Origin of the sequence: Ramlibacter alkalitolerans, from assembly GCF_016722765.1 — a bacterium.
Taxonomy (GTDB): domain Bacteria; phylum Pseudomonadota; class Gammaproteobacteria; order Burkholderiales; family Burkholderiaceae_C; genus Ramlibacter; species Ramlibacter alkalitolerans.
The window spans coordinates 1-23,959 of the sequence record NZ_JAEQND010000004.1 but is presented as its reverse complement, the minus strand read 5'-3'; the positions used below and the strand labels follow the sequence as shown (position 1 = coordinate 23,959).

General features: G+C 68.9%; 20 protein-coding genes. 18 read left to right on the top strand and 2 right to left on the bottom strand.

The genetic code is table 11. The features are described from left to right. The first annotated feature begins 55 nt into the window (after positions 1 to 55). Positions 56 to 1,678, top strand: coding sequence for an ABC transporter ATP-binding protein (locus JI746_RS07595; RefSeq protein ID WP_201688218.1), 1,623 nt, complete (start codon positions 56 to 58; stop codon positions 1,676 to 1,678). A gap of 212 nt (positions 1,679 to 1,890) precedes the next feature. Here the strand turns inward: JI746_RS07595 and JI746_RS07590 are convergent, their stop codons facing one another. Both JI746_RS07590 and JI746_RS07585 read right to left on the bottom strand, forming a co-directional pair. Next, a complete protein-coding gene (locus tag JI746_RS07590; protein WP_236599667.1) occupies positions 1,891 to 2,559 on the bottom strand; it encodes a hypothetical protein in 669 nt (222 codons plus the stop codon). Further along, positions 2,556 to 3,962 carry a selenium-binding protein SBP56-related protein gene (locus tag JI746_RS07585; RefSeq protein ID WP_201688217.1) on the bottom strand — a complete coding sequence of 469 codons (1,407 nt, stop codon included), beginning with the start codon at positions 3,960 to 3,962 and terminating at the stop codon, positions 2,556 to 2,558. Before JI746_RS07585 ends, JI746_RS07590 begins: the two co-directional genes overlap by 4 nt. A 197-nt stretch (positions 3,963 to 4,159) precedes the next feature. Here JI746_RS07585 and JI746_RS07580 point away from each other — a divergent pair, with 197 nt between their 5' ends. From JI746_RS07580 to JI746_RS07500, 17 genes are all read left to right on the top strand, one after another. Then, a complete protein-coding gene (locus JI746_RS07580; protein WP_201688216.1) occupies positions 4,160 to 4,969 on the top strand; it encodes a LytTR family transcriptional regulator DNA-binding domain-containing protein in 810 nt (269 codons plus the stop codon). A 137-nt stretch (positions 4,970 to 5,106) separates the two neighbouring features. Then, positions 5,107 to 5,973, top strand: a complete 867-nt coding sequence (locus JI746_RS07575) for an FAD binding domain-containing protein (RefSeq protein WP_201688215.1) — start codon at positions 5,107 to 5,109, stop codon at positions 5,971 to 5,973. 25 nt (positions 5,974 to 5,998) lie between these two features. Beyond that, positions 5,999 to 6,484 carry a (2Fe-2S)-binding protein gene (locus JI746_RS07570; RefSeq protein WP_201688214.1) on the top strand — a complete coding sequence of 162 codons (486 nt, stop codon included), beginning with the start codon at positions 5,999 to 6,001 and terminating at the stop codon, positions 6,482 to 6,484. An 11-nt stretch (positions 6,485 to 6,495) separates the two neighbouring features. After that, positions 6,496 to 8,901 carry an aerobic carbon-monoxide dehydrogenase large subunit gene (locus tag JI746_RS07565; RefSeq protein WP_201688213.1) on the top strand — a complete coding sequence of 802 codons (2,406 nt, stop codon included), beginning with the start codon at positions 6,496 to 6,498 and terminating at the stop codon, positions 8,899 to 8,901. A 41-nt stretch (positions 8,902 to 8,942) separates the two neighbouring features. Beyond that, complete coding sequence (locus JI746_RS07560; protein ID WP_201688212.1) at positions 8,943 to 9,566, top strand: SRPBCC family protein; 624 nt, start codon at positions 8,943 to 8,945, stop codon at positions 9,564 to 9,566. A gap of 12 nt (positions 9,567 to 9,578) precedes the next feature. Next, positions 9,579 to 10,472: an AAA family ATPase gene (locus tag JI746_RS07555; RefSeq protein ID WP_201688211.1), complete on the top strand. Its 894-nt coding sequence runs from the start codon at positions 9,579 to 9,581 to the stop codon at positions 10,470 to 10,472. Positions 10,473 to 10,543: 71 nt separating this feature from the next. Then, positions 10,544 to 11,656, top strand: a complete 1,113-nt coding sequence (locus JI746_RS07550) for a vWA domain-containing protein (RefSeq protein ID WP_201688210.1) — start codon at positions 10,544 to 10,546, stop codon at positions 11,654 to 11,656. Further along, positions 11,653 to 12,291: a nucleotidyltransferase family protein gene (locus JI746_RS07545; protein WP_201688209.1), complete on the top strand. Its 639-nt coding sequence runs from the start codon at positions 11,653 to 11,655 to the stop codon at positions 12,289 to 12,291. Before JI746_RS07550 ends, JI746_RS07545 begins: the two co-directional genes overlap by 4 nt. Position 12,292: 1 nt before the next feature. Beyond that, positions 12,293 to 12,862 carry a hypothetical protein gene (locus tag JI746_RS07540; protein ID WP_201688208.1) on the top strand — a complete coding sequence of 190 codons (570 nt, stop codon included), beginning with the start codon at positions 12,293 to 12,295 and terminating at the stop codon, positions 12,860 to 12,862. A 238-nt stretch (positions 12,863 to 13,100) separates the two neighbouring features. Further along, positions 13,101 to 13,679 (top strand): ribosome maturation factor RimP, encoded by a 579-nt coding sequence (gene rimP / locus JI746_RS07535; protein WP_201688811.1) that lies wholly within the window; start codon positions 13,101 to 13,103, stop codon positions 13,677 to 13,679. A 4-nt stretch (positions 13,680 to 13,683) separates the two neighbouring features. Continuing rightward, positions 13,684 to 15,186, top strand: coding sequence for a transcription termination factor NusA (nusA, locus tag JI746_RS07530; protein WP_201688207.1), 1,503 nt, complete (start codon positions 13,684 to 13,686; stop codon positions 15,184 to 15,186). A 21-nt stretch (positions 15,187 to 15,207) separates the two neighbouring features. After that, the gene (infB, locus tag JI746_RS07525; protein ID WP_201688206.1) at positions 15,208 to 18,123 is read left to right on the top strand and encodes a translation initiation factor IF-2; all 2,916 of its coding nucleotides are present in this window, start codon (positions 15,208 to 15,210) and stop codon (positions 18,121 to 18,123) included. Positions 18,124 to 18,286: 163 nt separating this feature from the next. Beyond that, positions 18,287 to 18,655: a 30S ribosome-binding factor RbfA gene (gene rbfA, locus JI746_RS07520; RefSeq protein WP_201688205.1), complete on the top strand. Its 369-nt coding sequence runs from the start codon at positions 18,287 to 18,289 to the stop codon at positions 18,653 to 18,655. A gap of 3 nt (positions 18,656 to 18,658) precedes the next feature. After that, positions 18,659 to 19,690 (top strand): tRNA pseudouridine(55) synthase TruB, encoded by a 1,032-nt coding sequence (gene truB, locus JI746_RS07515; RefSeq protein WP_201688204.1) that lies wholly within the window; start codon positions 18,659 to 18,661, stop codon positions 19,688 to 19,690. Beyond that, positions 19,687 to 21,516: a translational GTPase TypA gene (gene typA, locus JI746_RS07510; protein ID WP_201688203.1), complete on the top strand. Its 1,830-nt coding sequence runs from the start codon at positions 19,687 to 19,689 to the stop codon at positions 21,514 to 21,516. The genes truB and typA overlap by 4 nt, the downstream gene beginning before the upstream one ends. A 178-nt stretch (positions 21,517 to 21,694) precedes the next feature. Then, on the top strand, positions 21,695 to 22,567 hold the full coding sequence (locus JI746_RS07505; protein WP_201688202.1) for a DMT family transporter: 873 nt from the start codon (positions 21,695 to 21,697) through the stop codon (positions 22,565 to 22,567). A gap of 40 nt (positions 22,568 to 22,607) precedes the next feature. Then, positions 22,608 to 23,693 (top strand): enoyl-CoA hydratase/isomerase family protein, encoded by a 1,086-nt coding sequence (locus tag JI746_RS07500; RefSeq protein WP_201688201.1) that lies wholly within the window; start codon positions 22,608 to 22,610, stop codon positions 23,691 to 23,693. Positions 23,694 to 23,959 lie beyond the last annotated feature (266 nt).

The following is a 23,959-nucleotide window of genomic DNA, read 5'->3' as shown; positions in this document are numbered from 1 at the left end:
TCGACTTTCTCCCTCTCCCGCCTGCGGGAGAGGGCAGGGGTGAGGGTGTCCCCGCATGAAGCAGAACACCCCCCTCCCACCCCTGCTCGAAGTCAAGGACCTGCGCGTCTCCTTCGGCGCCAAGGAGGTCGTGCACGGCGTCGACTTCTCCATCGCGCCCGGCGAGAAGCTGGCCCTGGTCGGCGAGTCCGGCTCGGGCAAGTCGGTCACCGCCCTGAGTCTCGTGCGCCTGGTGCACAACTCCCGCGTCACCGGCTCGGCGCGGCTGGCCCCGCGCGAGCCCGGCGCCGCGCCCACGGAGTTGCTGGAAGCCTCCGAGCGCGAGCTGCTCGGTATCCGCGGCCGCGACATCGCGATGATCTTCCAGGAGCCGATGACGGCCCTCAACCCGGTCTACACGATCGGCGACCAGATCGCGGAAGTGCTGCAGGTCAAGCAGGGCCTGTCGCCCAAGCAGGCCTGGGACGCGGCGATCGAGGCGCTGGCGGCCACCGGCATCCCGGAGCCGCAGCGCCGCGCCTCCACCTATCCGCACCAGCTCTCGGGCGGGCAGCGGCAGCGCGCGATGATCGCGATGGCGCTGGCCTGCCGCCCGCGCCTTCTGCTGGCCGACGAGCCGACCACTGCGCTGGACGTCACCTTGCGCCAGCAGATCCTCGAACTGCTGGCGGACCTGCAGCGCCAGAACGGCATGGCGGTGCTCCTGATCACGCACGACCTGAATCTCGTGCGCCGTTTCGCCGACCGCGTGGCGGTGATGGAGAACGGCGACCTGGTGGAGCAGGGGCCGGTGGCGCGCGTGTTCGAGCAGCCGCAGCATCCCTACACGATCAAGCTGATGAACAGCCGGCCCGAGCGCGACGTGCAGGACCCGCGTGCCGGCGAAGCGCCGGTGATGCAGGCGCAGGAGTTGCGCGTGTCGTATCCGGTGCCGATCCCGGGCTTTCGCGGCTGGTTCCGCAAGGGCGAGTTCGTGGCCGTCCAGGGCGCGCAGTTCCAGGTGCCGCCCGGGGGCACGCTGGGCATCGTCGGCGAATCCGGTTCCGGCAAGTCCACCATGGCGCTCGCGGCGCTCGGCCTGATCCCGCACCACGGGGCGCTCGATGTGGTCGGCACCCGCTGGGGCCCGGACAGCGCCAAGAACCGTTCGATCCGCCGACTGGTGCAGGTGGTGTTCCAGGACCCGTTCTCGTCGCTCTCGCCGCGCATGACGGTGGAGGAGATCGTCGGCGAAGGGCTCCTCGTGCACGAGCCTGCGCTGAGCCTGGAGCAGCGGCGCGAGCACGTCTACCAGGTGCTGCAGGAGGTCGGCCTCACCGAGGCGCAGTTCCCGGGGCTGCTGGGGCGCTACCCGCACGAATTTTCCGGCGGCCAGCGGCAACGCCTCGCGATCGCGCGCGCGCTGATCGTGCAGCCGCAGGTGCTGGTGCTGGACGAACCCACGAGCGCGCTGGACGTGACGATCCAGAAGCAGGTGCTGAAGCTGCTGCAGCGGCTGCAGCGGGAGCGCGGATTGAGCTACCTGCTGATCACGCACGACGTGGACGTGATCTGGGCGATGGCCCACGACGTGCTGGTGATGAAGGACGGCCAGGTGGTGGAGTCGGGGACGGTGGCGCAGGTGTTGCAGAATCCGCAGAACCCTTATACGCAGACGCTGGTGGCGGCGGCGAGTTGAGGCGCGGGATTTTTTGGCGGCGCGAGCGCTGGGGTTCGCGCGCTGGCGCGGCTCACCGCCAGCCTACGGGTGCCGCGGTTCTTCCCGCGCGCCAGCGCTCTTCGTAGGCTGGCGGTGACGCGCGCAGCGCCGGAACCCCAGCGATGCGGCAGCGACCCGCGCACCGGCCGTTTCGACGTCCTTGCCGGCGAGCCCCGCCTACGCGTGCCAGCCTACCAGGCCATCACAATCCCCGCCGCCCCCGCCACCGCCAGACTCGCCCCCCACACCCGATCCAGGTTGAACCAGGCCCGGCGCAGGAACTGCAGCCCCAGCCAGCGGTACACCGCATAAGCCATCCCCACACCCGCCAGCAGCATCGCCAGCGTATGCACGCCCGCGACCGCCAGTGCCGTCGCCACATCCGAGCGCGCCAGCGTCTCCATCACGCGCCCGTGGGCACGCTCGAGACCTCCAACGGGAACGGCAGGCGCTTCGCACAGCCGCAGCATGAACGGCACCAGCATCAACCCCGCTCCATGCGCCGTCGCCATCAGGAACGACCACCACGCCAGCCGCGAAGGCGGGATGCGCGCCAACGCGCGCGGATGCCGCGGGTCCGCCAGCTTCCACAGCCCGAACAGCAGCACCAGGGCACCGGCCCCGAGCCGCAGCGGCCGGTTCCATTCGACCAGCCAAGCCAGGGCCGCGAGCGGCACCAGCACCACCGCCATCGCCGCGAAATGGCCGCCGCCCAGCGGCAGCGCCGTCCCCAGGACAGCGCCGCCGCGCCGGGCGGTCAGGCCGTTGGCCACGGCCAGCGGCCAGCCCATGGCGGGATTGAGCCCGTGGTACGCGCCCAGGACGATGACGGTCGTCCAGAGCGCCGCGCTGGAGTTCAAGCCGAGGGATAGCAGAAGGAGTCGGTGGAGCAGTCGCCGCCCTGCAGCCGCACCTGGTGCGCGCCGTACTCCGGCCCGAAGTCCACGAGGAACTCGCGGTCCAGGGTCAGGCCGCCACCGGCGCCCACCTTGCACATCGCCTGCACGCCGGGGACGCCGTCGGGATAGAACTGCGCGTCCCAGGTGCTGTACAGCGAGTTGGTGAAGTAGACACGCTGGCCGTCGCGGCTGATCTCGATCATCTGCGGGCCGCCGCCGAAATCGCGCCCGGTCGGATGCTTCTCGTGCCGCGCCACACCGCCGATGCGCACGCTGCCCGCCAGCACCGGCAGCATCGGGTTGCTCACGTCGTACTGCCGCAGCTCGCCGGTGCCCCAGCACGCGACGTAGAGGTACTTGTCGTCGAGCGACAGGTCGATGTCGCTCACCAGTGGCGGCACGGCTCCGAAGCCCTTGAGCAGCGGCGGCAGCTGGTCGGCCGGCGCCGGCTCCGGCGCGATCGTGGCGGTCTTGCGGGCGTGGAACTTGCCGTTCTCGCGCCACCAGGTCCACACCGAGGCTTCCAGGTTGGTCGTATCGACCACCACGCCGAGAAAGCCGTATTCGCGCGTCGGGTCGTGCGCCGGCCGGATCTCCAGCGCCATCTGGTGGTTGGCCCCCAGGTCGATCGTCTGCACGTGCCGGCGCTCGCGCAGGTTCCAGAAGTGCAGGGCATGGCCGTACTTGTTGGCCAGCAGGTCCTCGGCCACCAGGCCGTTCTCGAACTGCGGCGGCAGCGCCCATTCGCTGGACACCATGTAGTCGCGCGGCAGGTTCCACCAGAAGTCGTAGTGGCGCTTCTGCGGGCCGCGGTCGATCTCCCACCGGCCCAGCACCTCGAAGCTCTGGCAGTCCATGATGAAGATGCCGGGCGGGCCTTGCGTGCCGTCCGGCCCTGCGCCGCCCAGCGTGCTGACGTAGATCCCTTCCGGCCCGCAGTGGACGGTGTGCGGCCGCGAGTAGCCGGTCTTGCGCAGGATTTCCTCGGCCTCGATGGTCTTCACCAGCTTCGGCGTGGTGGGATCGGGCTGGGTGTCGAACACGTACATGCGCGAGGAGCGCATGCCCGGCACGATCAGGTAGCGCCGCTGCAGGAAGGCGTGGCCGGTCAGCGGCGACAGCGCCGAACTGCAGGCGTTCCAGCCGAAGTGGTGCAGCTCGTCGCCGCGGTTCGGCAGGTCCACGCGCCGCAGCACGGTCGAATAGGTGGGCGAGGCGGGATCGACGTCGACCACCGCCAGCGCATCGGGCCGCGAGCGGTCCGGCGAGAGCAGCGCCGTGTAGCAGATGTGTTCGGCTTCCGCCTCCATCGCCATCTTCGGCGAGGGGTGGAAGGTCGGGTCCGGTCGCAGGGTTTCGATCATGGTGGGCTCCTCTTCGAGGTGACCGCGGCCACGAATGAGCAGCGCGGCACCGGCCATGCTCCGCCCGGGGCCGCGGGGAGGCAAGACCCCAGAGGATGGACGGAGTGCGCTGCGCTGCAGCACGGCCCGGCTCCTTGGTGCCTTGCGAGGGCCAGGCGTTCGGAGTACTTTTGCGGTCCCGTTGCCGAGGAGAGAAGGTGAAGTCCTGCCCGTTCAGCGCTGCCGTTCCTGCGCCCTCATCCTCGAGTTCGTGGCTGTACCTGCTCGAGCGATTCGACGTCGGCGTGGTGAACGTCGACCGCGAACTGCGCGTGACGGGCATGAACGACTTCGCCCGCCGCAGCCTGCCGGTGCAGGACAAGCTGCCCTTCGGCAAGATCGTCACTTCCTTCCATCCCGAGGCGGCCAAGGCCAAGCTCAAGTTCCTGCTGGGCCAAGCCGAATGTCCGGTGAACAACGCGCCGCCGATGGCGCTGATGATCAACATCCCCGACCGCGTCCTGCTGATCAAGGTCTCCAAGATCGGCGACGCCCAGGGCGCCACCACCGGCTACACGCTGGTCTTCTACGACATCACCGAGGTCGTGAGCCAGAAGGTGGAGGAGGGCCCCGAGCGCGGCACCGCGGAGGCGCCCGAGCGGCGCCGCCTGCGCAAGATCCCCACAATCAAGAAGAACCGCGTGCTGCTGGTGGACGTGCCCTCCGTTTCCTTCATCCGCTCCGAGGGCCACTACACCTGGGTGCACACCAGCCAGGGCGCGCAGTTCTGCAACCTCGCGATCAGCGACCTGGAGGCACGGCTGGATCCGCAGCTGTTCCTGCGGGTGCACCGCAGCTACATCGTCAACCTGGCGCAGGTCGACGAGATCGTGCGCGACGACGGCCGCCTGACCCTGCGCATGATGGGGTTGACGCCGGCGGACATCCCCGTGTCGCGTGCCAGCGCGCCCCACCTGATGGAGCAGCTCGGCCTGGGCGATTCGCTCGCGCACGCGGCGCGCGAATAACGGCCGCGCGTTCGTGCAGGCGGGCTGCCGTTCGTGCAGCGATTCCCCGCTTTGGTTTGCTGCCCCGCTCGGAGCTCGGCGCTTTTCCTACAGTCGCGCGACCACGTCCGGCGTTCGAGGCGTGGAAGGAGACCAGCGTGATTCCCAGCCCGTTCGAATACCACGCCCCCACCAGCCTGCCCGATGCGATCGCGCTGCTCGGCCGCTACGGAGACGAGGCCAAGCTGCTGGCCGGCGGCCACAGCCTGCTGCCGATGATGAAGCTGCGCTTTGCCCAGCCGGCGCACCTGATCGACCTCGGGCGCATCCCGGACCTGCGCGGGATCGCCGAGGTGGGCAACGAGATCCACATCGGCGCGATGACCACCGAGAACCAGCTGATCTGGTCGCCGCTGCTGGCCGAGAAACTGCCGCTGCTGGTGGAAGGCGCCCGCGCCATCGCCGACCCGCAGGTGCGCTACCGCGGCACCATCGGCGGCGACATCTCGCACGGCGACCCCGGCAACGACCATCCGGCGCTGATGCTCGCGCTCGACGCCACCTTCGCGCTGCGCGGCCCCAAAGGCGAGCGCACCGTCAAGGCCGCGGACTTCTTCTTCGGCCTCTACGCCACCGCGCTGGAGCCGGGCGAGGTCCTCACGCGCATCCAGGTGCCCGTTCCGCCGGCCGGCACCGGATATGCCTACGAAAAACTCAAACGCAAGATCGGCGACTTCGCCACCGCCGCTTCCGCCGTGCTGCTGCGCATCCAGGGCGGCAAGGTGGCCAGCGCCAGCATCGCGCTGACCAACGTGGGACCGACGCCGCTGAGGGCCAGCGCGGCGGAAGACTTCCTGGTCGGCCAGCCGCTCGACGAAGCGAGCCTCGCCGAAGCCGGCCGGCTCGCGATGGACATCTGCGACCCCGTGGCCGACCAGCGCGGCGACGCCGACTACAAGCGCGCCATGGCCGGCGAGATGACGCGCCGCGCCCTGCTGAAGGCGCAATCCCGCGCCGCCGCCTGACCGAACCGCCCCCAAGGAGACGAGCATGGCCCAGAAGATCCTGGTGTCGTTCACCCTGAACGGCAAGGAAGCGGACGTGGCGGTCGAACCGCGCGAGCTGCTGATCCACACGCTGCGCGAGCGGCTGCTGCACACCGGCCCGCACATCGGCTGCGAGACCTCGCACTGCGGCGCCTGCACGGTCGACATCGACGGCATGAGCGTCAAGTCCTGCACCATGCTCACGGTGCAGTGCGAGGGCGCGTCCATGGTGACCATCGAGGGCCTGGAGCAGAACGGCGCGCTGCACGCGCTGCAACAGGCCTTCCATGAACAGCACGGCCTGCAGTGCGGCTACTGCACGCCCGGAATGATCACGCGGGCTTACCGGCTGCTGCAGGAGAACCCGAATCCGACCGAGGAAGAGATCCGCTACTGGATCTCGGGCAACCTGTGCCGGTGCACGGGCTACCAGAACATCGTCAAGGCCGTGCAGGCCGCCGCGCAGAAACTGGCGGCTCAACCGGCCTGAAGGAGAGCACCATGGGCGACATGTCGGAACTCCAGCAACGCGAAGATGCCCTGCAGGGCATGGGCACGTCCCTGCTGCGCAAGGAAGATGCGCGCTTCATCCGCGGGCAGGGCAGCTACGTCGACGACGTCAAGCTCCCGGGCATGCTGTTCGGCGCGCTGGTGCGCAGCCCCTACGCGCACGCGCGCATCCGCGGCATCGACAAGAGCAAGGCGCTGGCCTCGCCGGGCGTGGTGGCGGTGCTCACGGCCGACGACCTCAAGCCGGTCAACCTGCACTGGATGCCCACCCTGGGCGGCGACGTGCAGGCGGTGCTGGCCGACAAGAAGGTCTGCTTCCAGTTGCAGGAAGTCGCGATGGTGCTGGCCAACGACCGCTACGCCGCGGCCGACGGGGCGGCGCTGGTCGAGGTCGACTACGAGGAACTGCCGGCGATCGTCGATCCGAAGAAGGCCATGGACGCCGACGCGCCGACCATCCGCGAGGACATCGCCGAGAAGAAGGACGTGGGCCACGGCCCGCGCGTGCACCCCAACCACATCTTCACCTGGGAAGCGGGCGACCAGGCGGCGGCGGACAGCGCCTTCGAGAACGCGCCCATCACCGTGCGCGAGGAGATCCTGAACCCGCGCGTGCATCCGTGCCCGCTGGAAACCTGCGGCTGCGTGGCCTCCTTCAACAAGACCACCGGCTACCTCACGGTCTACATGACGACGCAGGCCCCGCACCTGGTGCGCACCGTGCTGGCCATGCTCTCGGGCATCGCGGAAAGCAAGATCCGCGTGGTCGGCGGCGACATCGGCGGCGGCTTCGGCAACAAGGTGCCGGTCTATCCCGGCTACGTGGTGGCGATCGTCGCCTCCATCGTCACCGGCGTGCCGGTCAAGTGGATCGAATCGCGCATCGACAACATCTCCACCACCGGCTTCGCCCGCGACTACCACGGCGTCGGCGAACTGGCGGCGGATGCCGACGGCCGCATCAAGGGCCTGCGCTTCACCGCCCTGGCCGACCACGGGGCCTTCAACTCGCACGTCTCGGCCTCCAAGTTCCCGGCCGGCCTGTTCTCGATCTGCACCGGCTCCTACGCGATCCCGAATGCGTATTGCCGGGTGGACGCGGTGTACACCAACAAGGCGCCCGGCGGGGTGGCCTACCGCTGCTCGCTGCGCGTGACCGAGGCCGTGTACCTGATCGAGCGGATGATCGACGTGCTGGCGCAGAAGCTCGGGATCGACAAGGCGGAGATCCGCCGCCGCAACTTCGTGGCGAAGGAGCAGTTCCCGTACACCACCTCCATGGGCTGGACCCTGGACAGCGGCGACTACGCCCCGGCCCTGGAGAAGGTGCTGCAGGCGGTCGACTACGAAGGCCTGCGCCGCGAGCAGGCGGAAAAGCGCGCCCGGGGCGAGCTGATGGGGATCGGCATTTCCACCTTCACCGAGATCGTCGGCGCGGGGCCCACCAAGACCTGCGACATCCTGGGCATCGGCCTGTTCGACAGCTGCGAGATCCGCGTGCATCCCACCGGCGGCGTCATCGCGCGCCTGGGCACCATGAGCCAGGGGCAGGGCCACGCCACCACCTACGCCCAGATCATCGCAACCGAACTGGGCCTGCCGGCCAGCGACATCGTGGTGGAGGAGGGCGATACCGACAAGGCGCCCTACGGCGCGGGCACCTGGGGTTCGCGCTCCACGCCGGTCTCGGGCGCGGCCACCGCCAAGGCGGCCCGCAAGATCAAGGACAAGGCGAAGCAGATCGCCGCCCACCTGCTGGAAGTGGGCGAGGGCGACCTCGAATGGGAAGTCGACCGCTTCCGCGTGAAGGGCAATCCCGAGGCCACCAAGACCATGAAGGAGATCTGCATGGCCTCGCACACCGGCAACATCCCCGACGGGATGGAGCAGGGCCTCAACGCCGTGGCGTACTACGACCCGCCCAACCTGACCTTCCCCTTCGGCGCCTACGTCTGCGTGGTCGACATCGACAAGCACACCGGCGAGGTGAAGGTGCGGCGCTTCTACGCCCTGGACGACTGCGGCACCCGCATCAACCCGATGATCATCGAGGGGCAGATCCACGGCGGCCTGACCGAAGCCTTCGCCGTCGCCATGGGGCAGCAGGTCCCGTTCGACGAGAACGGCAACCACCTGGGCAACAGCCTGATGGACTACTTCCTGCCGACGGCGGTCGAGACGCCGCGCTGGGAAACCGACCATACGGTCACGCCATCGCCGCACCACCCGCTGGGCGCCAAGGGCGTCGCCGAGTCGCCCCACGTCGGCGGCATCCCCTGCATCAGCAACGCAGTGATCGATGCCTTCGCGCACCTGGGCGTGACGCACATGGACATGCCGCACACGGCCTATCGCGTCTGGCAGCAGTGCCATGCGCTGGGCATAGACGGCCACTGAATGAACCATCACAAACGCAAAGTCGCTCGGGGAGACATGGCATGAAGGTGCAGCTGGAGAAATCGTTCGCGCTGGGCGGGCCCGCGGCGGCGGCCTGGACGCTGTTGCAGGACCTGGAAGCGGTCGCCGCCTGCATGCCCGGGGCCCGCATCACCGAACGCGTGGACGATCGCCACGTCAAGGGCACGGTCACGGTGAAGCTCGGCCCCGCCAGCCTCGCGTTCCGCGGCGAGGTGGAGGTCAAGGACGTCGACGCCGCCGCGCGCAGCCTGTTCCTGGTGGGCCGCGGCACGGACACGACCGGCACCTCGGGCGCCGCGATGGACCTGCGCGCCCACATCGAGGAAGCGGGCACCACGGCCTGCCGCCTGGTGGGCGCGGCGGAGGTCTCCGTCAGCGGCAAGGCGGCCACCTTCGGCGGCCGGCTGATGTCCGCCGTGGCCGACCAGGTGCTGCAGCAGTTCGCGGCCAATTTCGCCGAGAAGCTGCGCAGCCTGCCGGTGCAGGCCCCGGACGAGCCCGCCGCCAGGCCGGCGGAGGCGGCGCCCGCCGAGCCTGCGCCGAACCCGCCTCCCGCGGCCAAGCGCGAACTCAATGGCCTGGCGCTGCTGTGGGCCATGTTCCGGGCCTGGCTGCACGACCTGTTCCCGGCCCGCCGGGCCTGACGAAGGGCGCCCATGCAGGAGGGCCGGATGACCGAAGTGGCGGTTCTGCAGGCCGACCTGGCGCAGGCCGGCTACATCGCCGAGCCCTCGCTCGCCGCGGCGCTGCTGCTGATGCTGGACCTGCAGCGGCCGCTGCTGCTGGAAGGCGACGCAGGCGTCGGCAAGACCGAGATCGCCAAGGCGCTGGCCGCCGTGCGCGCCACGCGCCTGATCCGCCTGCAGTGCTACGAGGGCCTGGACACCCACGCCGCGATGTACGAGTGGAACTACCAGCGGCAGCTGCTCGCGATCAAGCTGCTGGAACAGGACGAGCGCAGCGTCTTCCAGAAGGAACAGGACATCTTCTCCGAGCGCTACCTGCTCAAGCGCCCGCTGCTGGAGGCGATCACGTGTGCCGAGCCGCCGGTGCTGCTGATCGACGAGGTCGACCGCGCCGACGAGGCCTTCGAGGCCTACCTGCTGGAACTGCTGTCGGACTTCCAGCTCTCGATTCCCGAGCTGGGCACCGTGCGCGCGACGTCGCGGCCCCTCGTGGTGATCACCTCCAACGGCACGCGCGAACTCTCGGACGCCCTGCGCCGCCGCTGCCTGTACCAGTACATCGACTATCCCGAGCCCGAGAAGGAGTTGGCGATCGTGCGGCTGAAGGCGCCGCAGGCCGCGCCGGCGCTCGCGCGCCAGATCGTCTCCTTCGTGCAGGGCGTGCGTCGCATGGAACTGCAGAAGAAGCCCGGCGTCGCCGAGACGCTGGACTGGACGGCGGCATTGCTGCGCCTGGGCATTGCGACGATCGAGCGCGATGGCGCCGAGCGCATCCTTTCGACGCTGGGCACCCTGATCAAGACCCGCGACGACCGCGCGGCGTTTCCGCGCGAAGCGGTCGCGCGACTGGCGGCGGCATGTTGAACCGATTCGCCATCCCTGAGCAGGCGGTTGCCGTCATTCCCGCGGAGGCGGGAATCCAGGGCGTCCTCTGCATGGAATCCCGCGCCGCCGACCGCCTCGCGGGCTTCCCCGCCTTCCTGCGCGCCAACGGCTTCGGCGTCGGCGCGGCCGACGCGGTGCAAGTGCTGCAGACGGCGCGCGAGGTCGGCGTGCTCGACGCGCAGGTCCTGCGCTGGAGCCTCAAGGCGCTGCTGTGCGGCCGCTGCGACGAGTGGCGGCGCTTCGATACCCTGTTCGACGCCTGGTTCCTGCCCGCCAACCGCTGGGCCGCGCCGCAGCAGCGCATCGTCGAAAGCGGGATGCAGCAGGCCGCCAGCCGCGCCGGTGGCGGCGAGCCAGGCAAGGACGCCGGCGAGCCCCTGAAGCCGCGCGACGCCGCAAGTCGCGCCGAAGTGCTGTCCACCACCGATTTCCGCGACCTCGCCCGCGAGCACGCGCTGGACGTCGAGGCCCTGATGCGGCAACTCGCGCGGCGGCTCAAGCACCTGCGGCTGCGCCGCCAGGCGCGCGCCCACCAGCACCGGCGGCTGGCGCTGCAGGCCACGATCCGGCGCAGCGTGGCCAGCGGCGGCACGCCGATCCACCTGGCCTGGCAGGCACCGCGCCGCGTGCGGCCGCGCCTCGTGCTGCTGCTGGATGTCAGCCGCTCGATGGCGGCCTACAGCTTCTTCTACCTGCGCCTGGCGCGGGCCCTGAGCGCGGAGCTGGCCGACGTCCACACCTTCATCTTCCACACCCGCATCACGGCGGTGTCGGAGGCGCTGCGCGACCCCGACCCGTGGCGCGCGCAGGAACGCCTGCACCTCATGGCGCAGGGCTGGGGCGGCGGCACGCGCATCGGCGAAAGCCTGGCGCAGTTCAATGCCGACCACGCGTCGCGCCTCGTGCACTCGCGCACCGCCGTGATCGTGATGAGCGACGGCTACGACACCGGCGATCCGGCGCTGCTGTCCGGGGCGCTCGCGCAACTGCGCCGGCGCGCCCGCCGCATCGTCTGGCTCAACCCGCTGTGCAGCCGGCCCGGTTTCGCGCCGGTCAGCCAGGGCATGCAGGCGGCGCTGCCCCACCTGGACCTGCTGGCGCCCGGGGCCGACCTGGCCAGCATCCGCGCCGTCCTGCCCCACCTCCTGGAGGCACTGCAATGAAGCCCGAGCGTTCCAGCACCCGCTTTTCCGCCGTCGTCCTGGCGGCCGGCCAGTCGAGCCGCATGGGCGGCGCCAACAAGCTGCTGCTCCCCTTCGAAGGCGAAGCGCTGGTGCGGCGCACCGTTCGCACCGTGCTCGCCGCCGGCATGCAGGAGACCGTGGTCGTCACGGGTTACCAGGGCCGCGACGTGATGCGCGCCGTGCTGGACCTGCCGGTGACGGTGCAGCCCAACCTGCGGTACGAAGACGGCCAGATGCGCTCCGTCGCCGCTGGCGTGGCGGCATTGACCCAGGCGACGGACGCCATCATCGTCTGCCCCGGCGACCTGCCGCTGCTGCGCACCGGGGACCTGCACGAACTGATGGACGTCTGGCTGGCCCATCCGGACAGCTCCATCGTGATCCCGCGGTACCAGGGCGAACGCGGCAACCCGATCGTGTTCGGCGCCGCCTACGCACCCGAGGTCGCAGCGGGCCGGCGCCTGATCGGCTGCCGCAAGCTGGCGCAGCAGTACCCGCAGGAGACCTTCTGGTACGACGTGGACCACGATCGCTTCACCACCGACTGCGACACCCCGCAGGCGTACCAGCAGTTGCTGGAACGCCTGGGCCTGCCGCAGCCGGCGGAGGCCTGACATGACCGGCACCGCCTGGGCCGCCCTCGGCGTCGCGCTGATCCTGGCCGGCCTGCTGGCGCTGGCCAAGCTGCGGCCGGCCCGCGGCGGCCTCAACTCCCCGCAGTGGATGCTGCTGCTCGGGGCCGTCGGCATGCTGGCCGGCATGGCCATCGACGCCCGTTCCGGCGGACTGGAGACGCTGTCGGTCCTGTGCACGGGGCCCACGGGCGTGGGCGCGATGCTGCTGCTGCACCTCAGCCAGCTCCCCCTGGCCCACGCCGGCATGGTGGCGGGCGGCCTGGTGGTGCTGCCCCTGATGCCGCGCCTGCGCCGCGGCTGCCGGCGCCAGCTTTGCGCGCAACTCGGTCAGAACCTCGTCTGTTCCGCCTGGATGGTGGTCGGCATGGCCGCGGGCTCGGTGGTGTTCCTGGAACTCGCGGGCTGGGCGCAGGCGGTGAGGGAGCCGGCCGCGGTGCTGGCCGGCATGTTCGCCGGCATGGTGTGGGGCATGGTGGCCAGCGTCACCCTGGTGCAGGCCCTCGTGCGGCTGAGCCTCGGCCCGCGGCCGCATGCCGGCGGCGGGCTCTGACGCCCACGTTCGCATCCCGGTGGCGGCGCCTGGCGACGGGTCTTGAAATCATCGCGCCGGCAGCCACCTGATTGCAGTTCCCCAGCTCGCGGGCCGGCGCACGGCGCGCTCCGCACATGGGGGCCGGATTGACCCTGACGCCTTGCGAACCATTGGCTTTGGCGGTTACAATACTGGCTTCACGACCAAACGGGCGGGTACCAACCGCCCGTTTTTTTTGGCGGATCGAACCACGACCTTGGCAAGTACTTCGTCCCTCGGGGATCTCGTTGCACAGACGGTGGCCGGACTCGGCTACGAACTGGTGGAGCTCGAACGCTCCGCCGGGGGCACCCTGCGCGTGACGATCGACTTTCCCTGGAACGCGGACGAGGAAGAGCGCTTCGTCAACGTCGAGGACTGCGAGCGCGTCACGCGCCAGCTGCAGTACACGCTGGAGGTCGAAGAGGTCGATTACAAGCGGCTCGAAGTCTCCTCCCCGGGGATCGACCGGCCCCTGCGCGGTGAAAGGGATTTCGAACGCTTCGCCGGCGAAGTGATCGATATCACCTTGAGGGCGCCGATGGGCGCGGCCGCGGCGGGCCAGGTGTCCGCCAGCCGCCGCAAGTTCCGCGGCACGCTGCACAAGGCCGATACCGGGTGGGAGATCACCTGGAGCGACGAGCCGCCGCCCCCGCAGCCGGGGCAGAAACGCGCGAAGAAGAAGGAGCCTGCACCGGTGCAGGTCCTGGGTTTCACGCTGGACGAGGTCAAGGATGCCCGTCTGGCGCCGATTGTGGATTTCAAGGGGCGCAGGCGCGCCGGGGTTCAGGAGTAGGGACATGAATCGCGAACTGTTGATGCTGGTGGATGCCATCTCGCGCGAGAAGAACGTGGAACGCGATGTCGTGTTCGGCGCGGTCGAGGCCGCCCTGGCCCAGGCCACCAAGAAGCTCTACCAGGGCGAAGTCGATATCCGCGTGGCGATCGACCGCGACAGCGGCGACTACGAGACCTTCCGCCGCTGGCTGGTGGTGCCCGACGAACAGGGCCTGCAGAACCCCGACGCCGAGGAACTGATGATGGACGCGCAGGAGCGCATCGCCGGCGCCGAGCCGGGCGAGTACATCGAAGAAGGCATCGAGTCGCTGCCGATCGGCCGCATCGGTGCCATGGCGGCCAAGCAGGTGATCCTGCAGAAGATCCGCGACGCCGAGCGCGAGATGCTGCTGAACGACTTCATGTCGCGCGGCGACAAGATCTTCGTCGGCACCGTCAAGCGCATGGACAAGGGCGACATCATCGTCGAGAGCGGCCGCGTCGAAGGACGCCTGCGCCGCAGCGAGATGATCCCCAAGGAGAACCTGCGCAACGGCGACCGCGTGCGCGCCATGATCATGGAGGTGGACCTGTCGCTGCGCGGCGCGCCCATCATCCTGTCGCGCGCGGCGCCCGAGTTCATGATCGAGCTGTTCCGGCAGGAAGTGCCCGAGATCGAGCAGGGCCTGCTGGAAATCAAGAGCTGCGCCCGCGACCCCGGTTCGCGCGCCAAGATCGCCGTGATCTCCCACGACAAGCGCGTCGACCCGATCGGCACGTGCGTCGGCGTGCGCGGCTCGCGCGTGAACGCCGTGACCAACGAACTCGCCGGCGAGCGCGTCGACATCGTGCTGTGGTCCGAGGACCCCGCGCAATTCGTGATCGGCGCGCTGGCGCCGGCCAACGTGAGCTCCATCGTCGTCGACGAGGAGAAGCACGCGATGGACGTGGTGGTCGACGAGGAGAACCTCGCCATCGCGATCGGCCGCGGCGGCCAGAACGTGCGACTGGCTTCCGAGCTGACCGGCTGGAAGATCAACATCATGGACGCCAACGAATCGGCGCAGAAGCAGGCCGAGGAGCAGCAGGGGCTGCGCGCGCTGTTCATGGAAAAGCTGGATGTGGACGAGGAAATCGCCGACATCCTGATCGTCGAAGGCTTCACCAGCCTGGAGGAAGTGGCCTATGTGCCCATCTCCGAGATGCTGGAGATCGAGTCCTTCGACGAGGACACGGTCAACGAACTGCGTACGCGCGCCAAGGATGCGCTGCTGACGATGGAGATCGCGCGCGAGGAAAGCGTCGAGGAAGTCTCGCAGGACCTGCGCGACCTCGAAGGCCTGAATCCGCAACTGATTGCCAAGCTCGCCGATGCCGGCGTGCACACCCGCGACGATCTGGCCGACCTGGCCGTCGACGAACTCACGGACATCACTGGCCAGTCCGCGGAAGAGGCCAAGACCCTGATCATGAAGGCGCGTGAACACTGGTTCACGGGCCAGGCGGCCACGGCCGTCCATGAATAAAGGGAGGAAGACGAGCAGAACATGTCTAGTACCACCGTCGCCGAGTTCGCGAACGAACTCAAGAAATCGACCGAGACGCTGCTGGAGCAACTCCGCAGTGCCGGCGTGGTCAAGAGCGCACCGACCGACTCCCTGACCGATGCCGACAAGCAGAAGCTGCTGGGCTATCTGCAGGCGAGCCACGGCACCGCCACGACCGACCGCAAGAAGATCACCCTGGTGAAGAAGTCCACCAGCGAGATCAAGCAGGCGGACTCGAGCGGCAAGGCCCGCACGATCCAGGTGGAGGTTCGCAAGAAGCGCACCTTCATCAAGCGCGACGAAGGCTCCGACACCGCCGTGGTGGAGGCGCCCGAAGTCGCCGCGCCACCGCCGCCGCCCTCCGGTCCGGACGACGCCGAACTCGCGCGCCGCGAGGAAGAGGCGCGCCGCCAGGCCGAACTGATCCGCCGCCAGGAAGAAGAACTGGTCGCCAAGCGCCGCGAGCGCGAGGAGGCCGAGGCCCGCCAGCGCGCCGAGGAAGAGGCGCGTGCCGCCGCCGAACGGGCGCGCGAGCAGGAAGCCCAGGCGCGTGCCGATGCGTACTCCGCCGCCAAGGAAGGCGCGACCGCCGCCAAGGCTGCGGAAGCCGAAGCCGCCCAGGCCGTGGCCAAGGCGCAGGCCGAGGCGCGCGAACGGGCCGCCGCCGAAGCGCGCGAGAAGGCTGCCGCCGAATCGAAGAAGCGCGCCGAAGAGGAAGCCGCGCGCGCCCGCGATCTGCAGGAGCGCCGCCGCAAGGCCGAAGCCGAGGCCGCGGCCATCCGTTCCATGATGGCCCAGCCCAAGAAGGTGCTGGTCGCCAAGAAGCCCGAGGAAGCCAAGCCGGTCGCCAAGGCGCCGGAACCCGGCAAGCCGGGCGTCAAGGGCACGCTGCACAAGCCGCCGGCGCAGGCCCGCGCGCCGGGCGCCCCCGCGCCAGCAGGCGCCCCGGCTGCGCCCGGGGCCGGCAAGGAAGTCAAGTCGGCCAAGCTGTCCTCCAGCTGGGCCAACGATCCGGCCAAGAAGAAGGAAATCAAGACCCGCGGCGACGTCTCCGGCGGCGTCGGCCGCAATTCGTGGCGCGGCGGCCCGCGTGGCGGCGGCGGCCGGCGCGACCATCGCGACCGCGACGACCACCAGCAATCCGCGGCGGTCGAACAGCGCATCCTCGAAGTCCACGTGCCGGAGACCATCACGGTGTCCGAGCTCGCGCACAAGATGGCCGTGAAGGCGTCCGAGGTGATCAAGGCCCTGATGAAGATGGGCCAGCTGGTGACGATCAACCAGTCGCTGGACCAGGACACGGCCATGATCGTGGTCGAGGAAATGGGCCACAAGGCGGTCACCGCCGCCCTGGACGACCCCGAAGCCTTCACCGAGGAAGAGACCTCCGCCCAGGCGGCCGAGGCCGTGCCGCGCGCACCGGTCGTGACCGTGATGGGCCACGTCGACCACGGCAAGACCTCGCTGCTGGACTATATCCGCCGCACCAAGGTGGCGGCGGGCGAGGCGGGCGGCATCACGCAGCACATCGGCGCCTACCACGTCGACACGCCGCGCGGCACCGTCACCTTCCTCGACACCCCGGGCCACGAGGCGTTCACCGCCATGCGGGCCCGCGGCGCGCAGGCCACGGACATCGTGATCCTGGTGGTCGCGGCGGACGACGGCGTGATGCCGCAGACCAAGGAAGCCATCAAGCACGCGAAGGCGGCGGGTGTGCCGATCGTGGTCGCGATCAACAAGATCGACAAGCCGGATGCCAACACCGACCGCGTCAAGCAGGAGCTGGTGGCCGAGCAGGTCGTGCCGGAAGAGTACGGCGGCGAGTCGCCCTTCGTGGCGGTGTCTGCCAAGACCGGCCAGGGCATCGACGAACTGCTGGAGCAGGTGCTGCTGCAGGCGGAAGTGCTGGAACTGAAGGCGCCGACGGAATCCATGGCCAAGGGCCTGGTGATCGAAGCGCAGCTGGACAAGGGCCGCGGCCCGGTCGCGACCGTGCTGGTGCAGACCGGCACGCTCAAGGTCGGCGACGTGGTGCTGGCCGGCCAGACCTTCGGCCGCGTGCGCGCCATGCTGGACGAAGACGGCAAGACCATCAAGGCGGCCGGACCGTCGATGCCGGTGGAAATCCAGGGCCTGACGGAAGTGCCGCAGGCCGGCGACGAGTTCATGGTCATGTCCGACGAGCGCCGGGCGCGCGAGATCGCGACCTACCGCGCGGGCAAGTTCCGCAACACGAAGCTGGCCAAGCAGCAGGCCGCCAAGCTGGAGAACATGTTCTCGGACATGACGGCCGGCGAGGTCAAGACGCTGCCGATCATCATCAAGGCCGACGTGCAGGGTTCGCAGGAAGCGCTGGCGCAGTCGCTGCTGAAGCTGTCGACCGAGGAAGTGAAGGTGCAGATGGTGTATGCCGCCGTCGGCGCCATCAGCGAGTCGGACGTCAACCTGGCGATCGCCTCCAAGGCCGTGATCGTGGGCTTCAACGTGCGCGCCGACGCCGGTGCGCGCAAGCTGGCCGAAGGCAACGGCATCGACATCCGCTACTACAGCATCATCTACGACGCCGTGGATGAACTGAAGACGGCGATGTCCGGGATGCTGGCGCCTGAGAAGCGCGAAGAGGTCATCGGCTCGGCCGAGATCCGCACGGTGTTCGTGGCGTCCAAGATCGGCACGGTGGCCGGCTGCATGGTCACGTCCGGCCAGGTCACGCGCAACGCGCATTTCCGCCTGCTGCGCCAGAACGTGGTGGTCTACACGGGCGAACTCGAGTCGCTCAAGCGCCTGAAGGACGACGTGCGCGAAGTCAAGGAAGGCTTCGAGTGCGGTATCAAGCTGCGCAACTACAACGACATCAAGGAAGGCGACCAGCTCGAATTCTTCGAGGTCAAGGAGATTGCGCGGACGCTGTAAACCCGGAAGGCCGACGGCCAGGAACGCAGAAGCCGCAAAGGTGGCGCAAAAGCCGCGAAAGGACATCCTTCACGAGATCCTTTCTCCCTTTTGCGGCCTTTGCGAGTCCTTTGCGGTTTTTGCGTTGAGAAGTCCGCCTTCAAGCACTGCGCATCAAGCCACCATGCCCAAGAAATCGTCCAAACCCAACCGCGGTTTCCAGATCGCCGACCAGATCCAGCGGGATCTGTCGGAGTTGATCGCGCGCGAGCTGAAGGACCCGCGGGTGGGCATGGTGACGATCAATGCGGTGGAGGTCACGCCCGACTACGCCCACGCCAAGGTGTTCTTCAGCATCCTGGTCGGTGATCCGGAGGAAACGACCGAGGCCTTGAACCAGGCCGCCGGCTTCCTGCGCAACCACCTGTTCAAGCGCCTGCACATCCACACCGTGCCGACGCTGCACTTCCACTTCGACCGCACCACCGAGCGTGCGGCCGACATGAACGCGCTGATCGCCAAGGCGGTCTCGTCCCGTTCCAAGGACGAGTAGGGAATGAACGCGCCACGCACCAGGGTGCAGCGGCGCCCTGTGCATGGGGTGTTGCTGCTCGACAAACCGCTGGGTCTCTCCAGCAACGACGCACTGCAGAAAGCCAAGTGGCTGCTGCGGGCGGAAAAGGCCGGCCACACCGGCACGCTCGACCCCCAGGCCACCGGCGTGCTGCCGCTGTGCTTCGGCGCCGCCACCAAGTTCAGCCAGCTGCATCTCGATGCCGACAAGACCTACGAGGCCGTCGCGCAGCTCGGGGTGCGCACGGCTTCCGGCGACAGCGAAGGCGAGGTGATCGCGCGCTGCGAGGTGCCGGCGATCACGCCCGAACGGCTCGCCCAGGTGCAGGCGCAGTTCACCGGTCCCGTCACACAGGTACCGCCGATGCACAGCGCCTTGAAGAAGGACGGCAAGGCGCTGTACGAATACGCGCGCGCCGGCATCGAGGTCGAACGCCAGCCGCGCCAGGTCACGATCTTCACATTGAAGCTCGACCTGCTCGCGCCCGATCGCCTGAAGATCATCGCCAAGGTCAGCAAGGGCACCTACATCCGCACGCTGGGCGAAGACATCGGGCAGGCGCTCGGATGCGGCGCCCACCTCGTGGCACTGCGAAGAATTGCCACCGGGCCGTTCGACATCGCCCAATGCATCACGTTGCAGGAACTCGAGGCGCTGCCCGAGTCTGACAGGGTCGGCCGGCTGCTGCCGGTCGAATCGCTGCTGCCGGGTCACGCGCAGGTCACGCTCGGCACGGAAGATGCCGGACGCTTCCTCAGCGGCTTGCGACGGCGCGGAAATTGGGAAGACATGCCGGATGTGGCGGTCTTCGCTCCCTCCCCCCCTGGGGGAGGGCTGGGGTGGGGGTGCTCGCGGGCCGAGGTGCCCCCCTCCCAACCTTCCCCCAAGGGGGGGAGGAGTGAGGTCCTTCTCGGGACTGCACACGTCACGGCGGGAGAGCTGATCCCCTCCCGCCTCCTCAGCCCGATCGAAATCCAGCAAATCCTCGGCGTGGCCGAGCCAGAGAACGTATGAGCACGCAAATCCGCAACATCGCCATCATCGCCCACGTCGACCACGGCAAGACCACCATGGTCGACCAGCTGCTGAGGCAGTCCGGCACCTTCGCCGAGCACGAGAAGGTGGTCGACACCGTGATGGACAACAACGCCATCGAGCGCGAGCGCGGCATCACCATCCTGGCCAAGAACTGCGCCGTGAGCTGGAAGGGCACGCACATCAACATCGTCGACACGCCCGGCCACGCCGACTTCGGCGGCGAGGTGGAGCGCGCGCTGTCGATGGTCGACGGCGTGCTGCTGCTGATCGACGCCCAGGAAGGCCCGATGCCGCAGACGCGCTTCGTGACGAAGAAGGCGCTGGCCCTCGGGCTGCGGCCCATCGTGGTGGTGAACAAGGTGGACAAGCCCGGCGCCAATCCGGACAAGGTGGTCAACGCCGCCTTCGACCTGTTCGACAAGCTCGGCGCCACCGACGAACAGCTCGATTTCCCGGTGGTCTATGCCTCCGGCATCAACGGCTGGTCCTCGCTGGAAGAGGGCGCGGCGGGCGAGCAGTGGGGCCCCGACATGTCGGCCCTGTTCGACACCATCCTGAAGTACGTGCCGCAGCACGAAGGCGACGCCGCTGCGCCGCTGCAGCTGCAGATCTCCGCGCTGGACTACTCCAGCTTCGTCGGCCGCATCGGCGTCGGCCGCGTGAACCAGGGCACGATCCGTCCGCAGACCGACGTGCTGGTGATGGAAGGTTCCGACGGCAAGTCCTTCAAGGGCCGCATCAACCAGGTCCTGACCTTCGAAGGCCTGACGCGCGTGCAGGTCAAGGAAGCCGGCCCGGGCGACATCGTGCTGATCAACGGCATCGAGGAGATCGGCATCGGCGTGACGATCACCGATCCGCTCAATCCGCAGCCGCTGCCGATGCTGAAGGTCGACGAGCCGACGCTGACGATGAATTTCTGCGTCAACACCTCGCCGCTCGCCGGCCGCGAAGGCAAGTACGTGACCAGCCGCCAGATCTGGGACCGCCTGCAGAAGGAACTGCAGTCCAACGTGGCGCTGAAGGTCAACGAGACCAATGAGGAAGGCGTGTTCGAGGTGATGGGCCGGGGCGAACTGCACCTGACCATCCTGGTGGAGAACATGCGCCGCGAAGGCTACGAGCTGGCCGTGTCGAAGCCGCGCGTGCTGTTCCACGAGGTGAACGGCGTCAAGACCGAGCCGATCGAGCTGGTGACGGTGGACATCGAGGACCAGCACCAGGGCGGCGTGATGCAGGCGCTGGGCGAGCGCAAGGGCGAGCTGGTGAACATGGAGCCGGACGGCCGCGGCCGCGTGCGCCTGGAGTACCGCATCCCGGCGCGGGGCCTGATCGGCTTCTCCAACGAGTTCATGAACCTGACGCGGGGCTCGGGCCTGATCGCCAGCATCTTCGACGGCTACGAGCCGTACAAGGGCGAGATCGCCAGCCGCAAGAACGGCGTGCTGATCTCGATGGACGACGGCGAGATCTTCACCTACGCGCTGGGCAAGCTGGACGACCGCGGCCGCATGTTCGTCAAGCCGAACGACCCGGTGTACGAGGGCATGATCGTGGGCGTGCACAACCGCGACAACGACCTGGTGGTCAATGCCACGCGCACCAAGCAGCTGACGAACTTCCGCGTCTCCGGCAAGGAAGACGCGATCAAGGTCACGCCGCCGATCGACCTCACGCTGGAATACGGCGTGGAATTCATCGAGGAAGACGAACTGGTGGAAATCACGCCGAAGTCGATCCGCCTGCGCAAGCGCCACCTGAAGGAACACGAGCGCAAGCGCGCGCTGCGCGAAGCGGCGTAAGCGCCGCCGCGTAAGATCCAGGGATCTTCAACGCAAAAGCCGCGAAAGTACGCGAAAGCCGCCAAAGGAGATAGAACTTTCTACCGGTCTCCTTTCGCGGCTTTTGCGCTTCCTTTGCGGCTTTTGCGTTGAAATCTGGCGGTCCTCGCACCGAACGAATCCAGCGCGAACAACAACAATGAAGCTCACCCACACCAAAGCCGTCTTCCTCATGGTCGCCGTGACGCTCATGTGGTCCATCGCGGGCGTGATCACGCGGCATCTCGAACAGGCGCGCAGCTTCGAGGTCACCTTCTGGCGCAGCTTCTTCACGGTGCTGTCGCTGCTGGTGATCCTGCCGTTCTTCCAGGGCCGCGCCGTGTTCGACAAGCTGCGCAAGGGCGGCGCCGCACTGTGGCTCTCGGGGCTGTGCTGGAGCGTCATGTTCACCGCCTTCATGGTGGCCCTCACGCTCACCAGCGTCGCCAACGTGCTGGTCACCATGGCGATCGGCCCCTTCCTCACGGCCCTGATCGCGCGCGTCTTCATCGGCCACCGCATTCCCGCCCGCACCTGGCTGGCGATCCTCGTCGCCGGCGCAGGCATCGCCTGGATGTACGGCACCGAGCTCGATGGCGGGCAGCTTGCCGGCACGCTGGTGGCGCTGTGCGTGCCGCTCGCCAGCGGCATCAACTGGACGGTCTCGCAGCGCGCCAGCGCGCAGGGCCGCAACATCGACCTCGTGCCTTCCGTGCTGCTGGGTGCGGCGATCTCCTCGATCGTCACGCTGCCGCTGGCCATGCCGCTGCGCGCCTCGGCGCATGACGTCGGCCTGCTGGCCCTGCTGGGGCTGGTGCAGCTCGCCATCCCGTGCGCCCTGGCGGTGGTCTGCGCCCGCGTGCTCAAGGCGCCGGAGATCGCGCTGCTGGCGCTGCTGGAGGTGATCTTCGGCATCGTGCTGGCGTGGCTGGGCGCCGACGAAGTCCCGCGCCAGACGGTGCTCGCCGGCGGCGCGCTGGTGATCGGCGCGCTGGTGCTCAACGAGATGGCGGGCTGGAGGCAGCGGGCATGAGCGGCGCCCCCAGCTTGCGAAGCCTGAGGGAGGTGCTCCCATGAGCGACGTCATCGCCGAAGTGCGCGGCAGCGCCGGCTTCATCACGCTGAACCGGCCGCAGGCGCTCAACGCGCTGTCGCTGTCCATGATCCGCGCGCTGGCCGCGGCCCTGCTCGAATGGCGCGACGACGACCGCGTGGAGCGCGTCGCGGTGCGCGGCATGGGCCGCGAGGGCCCGTTCGGCGCCTTCTGCGCCGGCGGCGACATCCGCTTCTTCCACCAGGCGGTGCTGGCGGGCGATCCGCGGCTGGAGGACTTCTTCACCGAGGAATACACGCTCAACCACCTGGTCCACGGCTACCCCAAGCCCTACGTCGTGTTCCTCGACGGCATCGTGATGGGCGGCGGCATGGGCATCTCGGCCCACGGCGGCGACACCAGCCTGCGCATCGTCACCGAGCGCACCCGCATGGCGATGCCCGAGACCAACATCGGCCTGTTCCCGGACGTCGGCGGCGGCTGGTTCCTGGCGCGCTGCCCGGGACGCATCGGCGAGTACCTCGCGCTGACCGGGCAGGCGATCGGCTGGGCCGACGCGCTGGCGGCGCGGCTCGCCGACGGCGTGCTCGCAGCGTCGGAACTGCCCGCCGTGTGGGACAGCCTGGCCGATGCGCAGGCCTTCGAGGCGCTGTGCGAGCGGCTGCGGCAGGCCACGCCGGCGCAAGGGCTGGAACTGGCCAGCCGGCGCACGGAGATCGACCGCTTCTTCGGCCTGGGCTCGGTGGGCGAGATCGTGGCGGCCCTCGAAGCGGAGGGCTCCGCGTGGGCCGCGCACACGGCGGCGCTGCTGCGCCAGCGTTCGCCGCTGATGCTGCACGTCACGCTGGAACACCTGCGTCGCGCGCGCCACCTGACGCTGGCGCAGGACCTGCGGATGGAGCGCGACATGATCCGCCACTGCTTCCGCCTGCGACCCGGCACCGCGAGCGAGACTTTCGAAGGGATCCGCGCGCTGGCGATCGACAAGGACCACGCGCCGAAGTGGAATCCGGCGCGGATCGAGGACGTCACGACCGAGATGGTGCGGGCGTTCTTCGACAGCCCGTGGCCGGCGCACGCGCATCCGCTGCGCGGGCTGGCCTGAACGCGCTGCGTCATTGCCGCATAGGGCCCGCCCCCGTCATTCCCGCAGGCGCCCGCCCCCCCGTCATTCCCGCGAAGGCGGGAATCCAGGGCTTTCAAAGGAAAAGCGGCCAGCGGCCGCTTTCATCGGGAGCCCTGGGTCCCGGCGGTCTCAACCGGTCAATGCAACATGATTCATGTTGTGAAAGGCCGGAATGACATCGAGAAAAGATCGAGGGCTGGAGCCCGAGCAGAACGCCGAGATGTGGCGTCGCTGGAAGAACGGGG

What these genes read in the sequence shown, in the direction of transcription:
- typA (WP_201688203.1), top strand. Translation starts at nt 19,687, where the DNA reads ATGAGCACGCAAATCCGCAACATCGCCATCATCGCCCACGTCGACCAC.
- JI746_RS07595 (WP_201688218.1), top strand. Translation starts at nt 56, where the DNA reads ATGAAGCAGAACACCCCCCTCCCACCCCTGCTCGAAGTCAAGGACCTG.
- JI746_RS07505 (WP_201688202.1), top strand. Translation starts at nt 21,695, where the DNA reads ATGAAGCTCACCCACACCAAAGCCGTCTTCCTCATGGTCGCCGTGACG.
- nusA (WP_201688207.1), top strand. Translation starts at nt 13,684, where the DNA reads ATGAATCGCGAACTGTTGATGCTGGTGGATGCCATCTCGCGCGAGAAG.
- infB (WP_201688206.1), top strand. Translation starts at nt 15,208, where the DNA reads ATGTCTAGTACCACCGTCGCCGAGTTCGCGAACGAACTCAAGAAATCG.
- JI746_RS07550 (WP_201688210.1), top strand. Translation starts at nt 10,544, where the DNA reads ATGGAATCCCGCGCCGCCGACCGCCTCGCGGGCTTCCCCGCCTTCCTG.
- JI746_RS07560 (WP_201688212.1), top strand. Translation starts at nt 8,943, where the DNA reads ATGAAGGTGCAGCTGGAGAAATCGTTCGCGCTGGGCGGGCCCGCGGCG.
- truB (WP_201688204.1), top strand. Translation starts at nt 18,659, where the DNA reads ATGAACGCGCCACGCACCAGGGTGCAGCGGCGCCCTGTGCATGGGGTG.
- JI746_RS07500 (WP_201688201.1), top strand. Translation starts at nt 22,608, where the DNA reads ATGAGCGACGTCATCGCCGAAGTGCGCGGCAGCGCCGGCTTCATCACG.
- JI746_RS07555 (WP_201688211.1), top strand. Translation starts at nt 9,579, where the DNA reads ATGCAGGAGGGCCGGATGACCGAAGTGGCGGTTCTGCAGGCCGACCTG.
- JI746_RS07565 (WP_201688213.1), top strand. Translation starts at nt 6,496, where the DNA reads ATGGGCGACATGTCGGAACTCCAGCAACGCGAAGATGCCCTGCAGGGC.
- JI746_RS07545 (WP_201688209.1), top strand. Translation starts at nt 11,653, where the DNA reads ATGAAGCCCGAGCGTTCCAGCACCCGCTTTTCCGCCGTCGTCCTGGCG.
- JI746_RS07540 (WP_201688208.1), top strand. Translation starts at nt 12,293, where the DNA reads ATGACCGGCACCGCCTGGGCCGCCCTCGGCGTCGCGCTGATCCTGGCC.
- JI746_RS07585 (WP_201688217.1), bottom strand. Translation starts at nt 3,962, where the DNA reads ATGATCGAAACCCTGCGACCGGACCCGACCTTCCACCCCTCGCCGAAG.
- JI746_RS07570 (WP_201688214.1), top strand. Translation starts at nt 5,999, where the DNA reads ATGGCCCAGAAGATCCTGGTGTCGTTCACCCTGAACGGCAAGGAAGCG.
- rbfA (WP_201688205.1), top strand. Translation starts at nt 18,287, where the DNA reads ATGCCCAAGAAATCGTCCAAACCCAACCGCGGTTTCCAGATCGCCGAC.